The organism is Sporosarcina sp. NPDC096371 (genome assembly GCF_044762865.1).
Lineage (GTDB): Bacteria > Bacillota > Bacilli > Bacillales_A > Planococcaceae > Sporosarcina.
This window is the reverse complement of record NZ_JBIWFE010000007.1, coordinates 212,321-219,228: the sequence shown is the minus strand read 5'-3', so window position 1 is coordinate 219,228 and position 6,908 is coordinate 212,321. Positions and strand designations below refer to the sequence as shown.

At 40.4% G+C, this 6,908-nt stretch carries 6 protein-coding genes; all 6 read right to left on the bottom strand.

Features of this window, described 5'->3' with window-relative positions:
* Positions 1-89: 89 nt before the first annotated feature.
* The gene (locus ACIQ0H_RS17685) at positions 90-485 is read right to left on the bottom strand and encodes an NUDIX hydrolase (protein WP_403417594.1); all 396 of its coding nucleotides are present in this window, start codon (positions 483-485) and stop codon (positions 90-92) included.
* A 343-nt stretch (positions 486-828) separates the two neighbouring features.
* Positions 829-2,631 (bottom strand): glutamine--fructose-6-phosphate transaminase (isomerizing), encoded by a 1,803-nt coding sequence (glmS, locus tag ACIQ0H_RS17680; RefSeq protein ID WP_403417591.1) that lies wholly within the window; start codon positions 2,629-2,631, stop codon positions 829-831.
* Between the two features lie 514 nt (positions 2,632-3,145).
* Entirely contained in the window at positions 3,146-4,765 is a 1,620-nt protein-coding gene (locus ACIQ0H_RS17675; protein ID WP_403417589.1) for a DUF4179 domain-containing protein, read from the bottom strand.
* Positions 4,743-5,309 carry an RNA polymerase sigma factor gene (locus tag ACIQ0H_RS17670; RefSeq protein ID WP_403417586.1) on the bottom strand — a complete coding sequence of 189 codons (567 nt, stop codon included), beginning with the start codon at positions 5,307-5,309 and terminating at the stop codon, positions 4,743-4,745. Before ACIQ0H_RS17670 ends, ACIQ0H_RS17675 begins: the two co-directional genes overlap by 23 nt.
* 147 nt (positions 5,310-5,456) lie before the next feature.
* Positions 5,457-6,443: a YecA family protein gene (locus ACIQ0H_RS17665; protein WP_403417585.1), complete on the bottom strand. Its 987-nt coding sequence runs from the start codon at positions 6,441-6,443 to the stop codon at positions 5,457-5,459.
* A 274-nt stretch (positions 6,444-6,717) separates the two neighbouring features.
* A complete protein-coding gene (locus tag ACIQ0H_RS17660; RefSeq protein ID WP_403417583.1) occupies positions 6,718-6,873 on the bottom strand; it encodes a DUF1540 domain-containing protein in 156 nt (51 codons plus the stop codon).
* Positions 6,874-6,908 lie beyond the last annotated feature (35 nt).

Below are 6,908 nucleotides of genomic sequence, written 5' to 3'. Positions count from 1 at the left end.
GTTAGATTTTCATTTGCCCCCAACCTACATAAATAATATGAGCAAATAAAGTTAAAGAAAACACTTGACTGGACGTAAGAAAGCACCCGTTAGTTGAAGATAGATTGTACTTTTAGAGCAACTTCTTTCGGTTTAACGTCAAGGATTGATAGTTTTTCTATATCTACCCGTATTGGCAAATATGTACCTCTATCTCTATTTTCATTGGTGTATTCTTCACCTTGTCCAGTACCAAAAGTACCATCAACAATTTCAGCTAAGAAAAAGTATTGTGTACCGTTAAACTCAACCTTTGCAAAGCACTCATTAATATTGACTTTTACACCTAATTCCTCAAAGGCTTCTCTTTTTGCCCCTGCTTCGGGATTTTCACCTTCTTCAATTCCACCACCAGGAAAAACATAGTAAACAGAACCGTTCCTAATTCTTTTAATCAGTCCAACCTTGTTATCTTCTACAAGCACAACCGAACCTCTATCTCTCACAAATTATCCTCCTTTATTGAATTAACCTGCTTCGTTAGTTTAAGTGAAAACTTTCACAACATTATATTTATTTTAACATATATGCCCAGTATAATATAGGGAACCCATTCTCCACATTCATCATTTGATTATTCAACCTTGTCCTTTAACAAAGCCTAAATAAAAGAAAAAACGTCTTCTGGAGAAATGGATCTCTAGAAGACGTTTATTTTGTATACCACTTATTGCAAGGAGTAACCGACTATAATGTAAAGTTACCATCTATAATGTCAGGTTACCAACTATAATGTAAAGTTACCAACTATAATGTAACTGGACAATGTTTATAAATTCAATCCCAACCTTATTCTACCGTAACAGACTTGGCAAGATTTCGCGGTTTATCGACGTCACAACCTCTTTGAAGTGCAGCGTAATAACTAATCAGTTGCATAGGGATTACTGCTACAAGTGGCGTTAATAATTCATGGACTGGAGGCACGACAAAACGATCGCCCTCCTCTTCTATGCCTTCCATTGACAGGATGCAAGGAATTGCTCCCCTTGCAACGACTTCTTTGACATTTCCACGGATATTCGGACTTAATGCCTGTTGTGTAGCCAATGCAATAACGGGGGTGCCTTGTTCAATCAGGGCAATCGTCCCGTGCTTTAATTCTCCACCAGCAAAGCCTTCTGCTTGAATATAGGAGATTTCTTTGACCTTCAGTGCACCTTCCAAGCTAACGTAGAAATCGAGACTTCTGCCGATGAAGAATGCATTTCGTGACTCTGCTAAAAATTCATGTGCGATTTGTGCCATTTCTTCTTTTGAATCTACAAGTGCTTGAATAGCGTTTGCAGCAATCGCAAGCTCTTTCTTCAACTCAACCTCTACAGTTCTGCCTCTTCCCTGCGCTACTACATAAGCGACGATAGCAAGAACTGCTACTTGAGCAATGTAGGCTTTTGTCGAAGCAACCGCAATTTCAGGACCTGCGTGAAGCAGTAATGTATGGTCTGCTTCGCGAGAAAGTGTTGAACCTGGAACGTTGGTCAGCGTGATAGTTGGATGGCCAAGTGCTTTCATTTTTACTAATACTTGTCGGCTGTCGGCTGTTTCACCTGATTGGGTAATGAACAGGAATAAAGGTTTTTCCGATAGCAGAGGCATGTTATAGCCAAATTCGCTTGAAATATGCACTTCTACTGGAATGCCAGCGATTTTTTCAAAATAATGCTTGCCAATCAAGCCCGCATGATAACTGGTACCTGCTGCAATAATGTATAGACGGTCAGCTTCCTTACATGCATTTACAATAGCCGCATCCACAGTCAGCTCGCCCCGCTCATTTTCATATGCTTGAATAATCTTCCTGACAACAACTGGCTGTTCGTCTATTTCTTTTAGCATATAGTGCGGGTAGGTACCTTTCTCAATGTCGCTCATGTCAAGCTCTGCTACATAAGGCGAACGTTCTATTTTCGTACCATCCAATGTCATGATGTCAATCGCGTCTTGTCGAACAATGACGACTTCCTTATCATGTAGTTCTATATATTGATCCGTTACTTGCAGCATCGCCATTGCATCAGAGGCAACAACATTGAAATTTTCGCCTACGCCGATTAGCAACGGACTTCTATTCTTGGCAACGAATATAGTATTTGTTTCTTCAGTATCCAGCATGGCAATCGCGTAGGATCCATGAAGTAAAGATAACGTATGGCGGAAGGCTACTTCTGTTGCCATGCCATCTCCCACAAATTTTTCAATGAGCTGCACGATGACTTCTGTATCTGTATCAGAGCTCATTGAAACACCTTGCAAATATTGTTTTTGTAAGATGTTATAATTCTCAATCACACCATTGTGCACAAGGCTAAACCGGCTTGTTGCACTTTGATGGGGATGCGCGTTCGTACGATTCGGTACGCCATGCGTGGCCCAGCGTGTATGGCCGATACCTACCGTCGCCGAGATTGTAGTATCGACAGCTGTACGAAGATCTGCAATACGCCCTTTTTCCTTTATTACTGTGATGCCTTTTTCATCGCGAAGAGCAAGGCCTGCTGAATCATAGCCACGATATTCTAATTTTTCAAGACCCTTTAATAGGATTTCCTTTGCATCTACTTCTCCAATATAACCAACAATTCCACACATTTCGTTTCCTCCGATGTTTGCAAAATTAGCAACACTTAACTACACCTCAGCTGCATGAGCGAAGCGTACTTGCCTATTACTTAAGAATTTTGCCTTTTTGCTCCTTTGTCCGCTCGATCACTCAAACGATTTGCTAGCAAAATTACAACCGGGCAATTGCGATCGGGAGGCTCCCGCCGAAAATTCGATACTCCTCCACCTCGTCTGCTGAAGCTATGCAGCTTTCGATTTCTTCAGCACTGGCGCTTTAACTGTTTTCCGATTTATGTTTATCGCGTGTTTTTCACTCCTGTCCACGCGGTGAATGCTTGCCTCTAGCTATGCATCAACTTTATTATTCTACTGAACTCGCTATTTTATTGTCAATAAAAAACTTTCAAAAATGAGATAATTATTGCTTATCTATAACAGCAAGCACCACTCTCTAAACTATGCAAAAAGTCAGCAAAATGGTTACCTATCATGAAAAATCAGCCATCTATAAGAGATGGCTGACGTCATAATTTGTTTATATTTATTTATATAATGGTACAGCCCACACGTCTTCAATCTCCTCATAACGTGTCACAGAAACCAAATGCAACGTCAATTCTTCTGGTTCTTCATCTAAATCAGGGACTGCAAGATGAATAGTTGTCTTGTAACGGCCGTTCTTATCTTTCTCATCCAAAATGGACCAATTGTTAACTGTAGGATATGAGTTCCCCTTATCATCCGTTAAAATCCAGGTCTCAAGTCTTGAGGCAGGTACTTCTATTCCGCCTTCCATTTCGATACCCCAAACCATTTTCGGTTCAACCGGGGTAGAAGACCTAGAATAGACATTCTCCCTTTGTTTTTCCACTTTCTTTATCGTCATATAGTTACCTTCGTAGTCAAAGGTAAGCGGATTTTTTTTCAATTCTTCCGGTTTTATTTTAATGGAAAAGTCAGAAGGCACCGTTTTAAAAATGCCATCCAACACAAATGTTAGTTTGTCATCTTCTTTTTGCGGGATAAATGATCGAGTGACCGCAAGTTGACCCATTTGTCCAGTATCATTATTTGAGCCATCTAGTAGACCAACATCGATGGGGTGTCCTTTCCCTTCTGTAAAAGCATTATTAGAGGCAATTACTTTACCGTCGCCATTTTCGATATGATATTGTATGTCTGTCTTATAGCTCTCAAATGGATTTCTAAAACGATCATATTTTATGCCGAATTGCGACTCTAATTTTTGTATATCTTTTGTCAAACTTGCTTGTTCTTCTTTCGTAAAACCCGTTTCATAAAATAATTTGGTAGAAGACGGGGCGTATTGCACTTCCTTCATTTTGACAACCACACCCTGTTGGCTTGTTTTCGCCCCCTGCAATGAAACAGTAGTTGTTAAATTCCTTTTTTTCGTTAAATCGATGGGAACCTCCAGTTTCCAACTGCCCTTTACGCCACCCAACTCGGCTAAATCAAATTTCACTATCATTTTCTCCAATGACTCCTTATCATTCAGTGGAATTTCGATTAATCCGTAGTCAGTTCCCTGTTGCCACCCCACACCCATTTGACTAAGTTCAGTTCCATTCTGATCAATTACTATGATTTCATTCCCAGATTCCCCCCATCTCAAATCTGCATCTTGTGGCTCTCCGTCCCTATTTAAAATTTGGTAGGATACTGCTACTCTAGAGGAGTCAGCGAGAACATCCTCCACTTTTAAAGTCATCCCGTTATCTACCACCTCGAGATTAACCCGCTCCGTTAAACCAGCTTCCATAGCCATTTTTAAACCATCATCCACTTGTTCGGTTGAGAACAGTCCACCTATCCACTCGGCAAAACTCGGATTTAGCGTTGCACTTACCCCAAGTGCCAATACAACCCCCGCTGCTGCGAATAAAACCCGTTTCCAAGGTGCTAGTTTTTTACGCTTAACCTGCCGCTCATAAGGCTCCAACTGATTCAGCACTATGGTAGTGAAATCATCAGGTAACGTCGGCGTTTGTAACGTTTCTTTGATAAATTGTTGCTCGCGCTCAAAAGTGGCAACAACTTGCTGGCACTGCGTACAATTGTGAACATGCATTGCTACATCGTCATGCGCCAGTCGATCATCTACATACTGTGAAAGCTTATCGCCAGTTGGACACTTCATGAAAATTTCCTCCTTCACGTTTAACCGTCGCTCTCATTTTCTTCTTGGCCCGGTACAATTTGTTCCGCACCGTTGCCAGTGGCGTATCTACTAACTCACTAATTTCTTGGTAACTTAGTTCATTGACATAGCGCAACAAAATAATGATTCGCTCATCCTCCGGCAATGTAGCGACAAGTCGTTCTAGCCGCCTACTTTCTTCATTTTTCATGAAAATGATTTCGGGCGTATCTGAACTGACGATACTTCCTTCTTCAATTTCAACCTGCTGCATTTTATAACGTTTTTTGCGGAATTCATCCATACAATGGTTAATGGCAACACGATACATCCAACTAGCAAATGTTCCTGTCTCGTCATATTTCCTAAGCTGCTCATACACTTTGATAAAGGCTTCCTGTACTAAATCTTGTGCATCATGTGGATTTTTTGTCATCCTTAAAATTGTTGCATATAATGGGTTTTTATATTTATTAATCAGATGTGCATAGGCTTGCTTGTTGCCAGCTAACACTTCTTGAATCCAATGAATATCCTCTTGCATTATTGACCTCCTTACTTAAACGATCATGCGCATGTCTCGTTTTGGGCTTTCATCCAGTATAACGGGGCGAGTTTTCATTTCGTTTCATTTTCCGATAAAAAAAATCCCACTCAACCGGATTTTCTCCAGTGAGTGAGATATCTTCAATTATACCTTGCTCGTGTAATAGGCATTTAAATCATTATAATATTTATTCAAAGAAGACGTTGAGATTTCAAACCACTCTGCGATTTCTTTAATCGTCAGCTGAAGTGGCTCGAATAATCCGTTTTCCTGGCCAAATCGAATGGCACCTGCTGCAATGGCAACCTCTTTTCGAGCTTTAGGCTGCTGCTCTACTAAATAATCTTCTAATACTTCAACTAGCTTATCAGATTCGCGCTCATTTTTATCTAGAAATTCTTTTGCTCGGAGTAGAACACCTGATTCAAAATTGGTGAATTCTTCACCACCATAACCATCTTCACCAATCAGTTTCCAAAACTCCATACCATTCTCTTTCATAAACGTAGCAACTGGCAACTGTTGTGCCTCAAACTGCTTTACAAACTGCCCGAACACTTTATGATGATCCGTTGGGAAGAATACCAGGCTAGACACGGCCAGATAATGATCGTTTTTAGCCGTTCCATCCGGCAAGAGGAAGCAATATAGATGTACCCCTACTGGGACTGGTTTTTCACTTTCGCGTCTTAACTGTATCGTTTCATCTGCAAAAATACTCTTAACTGATAGGTAAGCTTCGTCAACTGCAACGACCTCTCCGATAAAGGCACGTGGATTGTTCCAGGTCTCTAAAACTTTTACAACAGATGGGCGAACAATCTTCTTACGTTGCTTGTCTAAATAACCTGTCCAAATTTGTGGTTTATGGTGGAAGAAAAATTCATCCACTGCAATTGCTTCTATCATCTCTTCAACCAAATTGGACTGTAGCGCGTCTTTCCACTTGTTCGCTACCTGTAGATAGTCTCCTATGTCACGTCTTTCTGGATACTCTTCATAAAAAGCTTGCAAAACTCTTTCTAACTCTTCTACTTGTACTTCCTCTATTGAAACTGTTGCTTTCGAAACACAACATTTCTTATATTTCTTTCCGCTGCCACATGGGCATGGCTCATTACGTCCTACCATACAAAACACGTCCTTTTTCTATTCATGATATATTCTAAGTCTATCATGAATATACGTGAAAAATAAGGGTTATTACACTTTTTTTATCCCCCCTAAACAGTCAAAATATTCACCATTTCGCTTTATATAAAAACCAATTATTCGACAAAAAACCTCCTTCCGCGATTGAACGTGGAAGGAGGTTCGAGGATATTTTTATTATGAAAATACCCTCACCATAAAAGGGGGTCACAGGCATGATTCTAGGCCCTGCAAAGTGTTAACTACTTAGGTTTTAATCCCTTGGGGCAAATGTTTTACAATCCGTTTCTTCGCTACTCGCTGCCTTTTTTCCCTTTTGGCTTACGACATAAATCGATTTCGCACTACATTTGTCTCCAGCACTCCAAAATTTACAGTTATTCACTTCACATAAAATTTCTTGAGCCATCGTATCACACCTCCTTTTTGTTAGGATGAACAAAA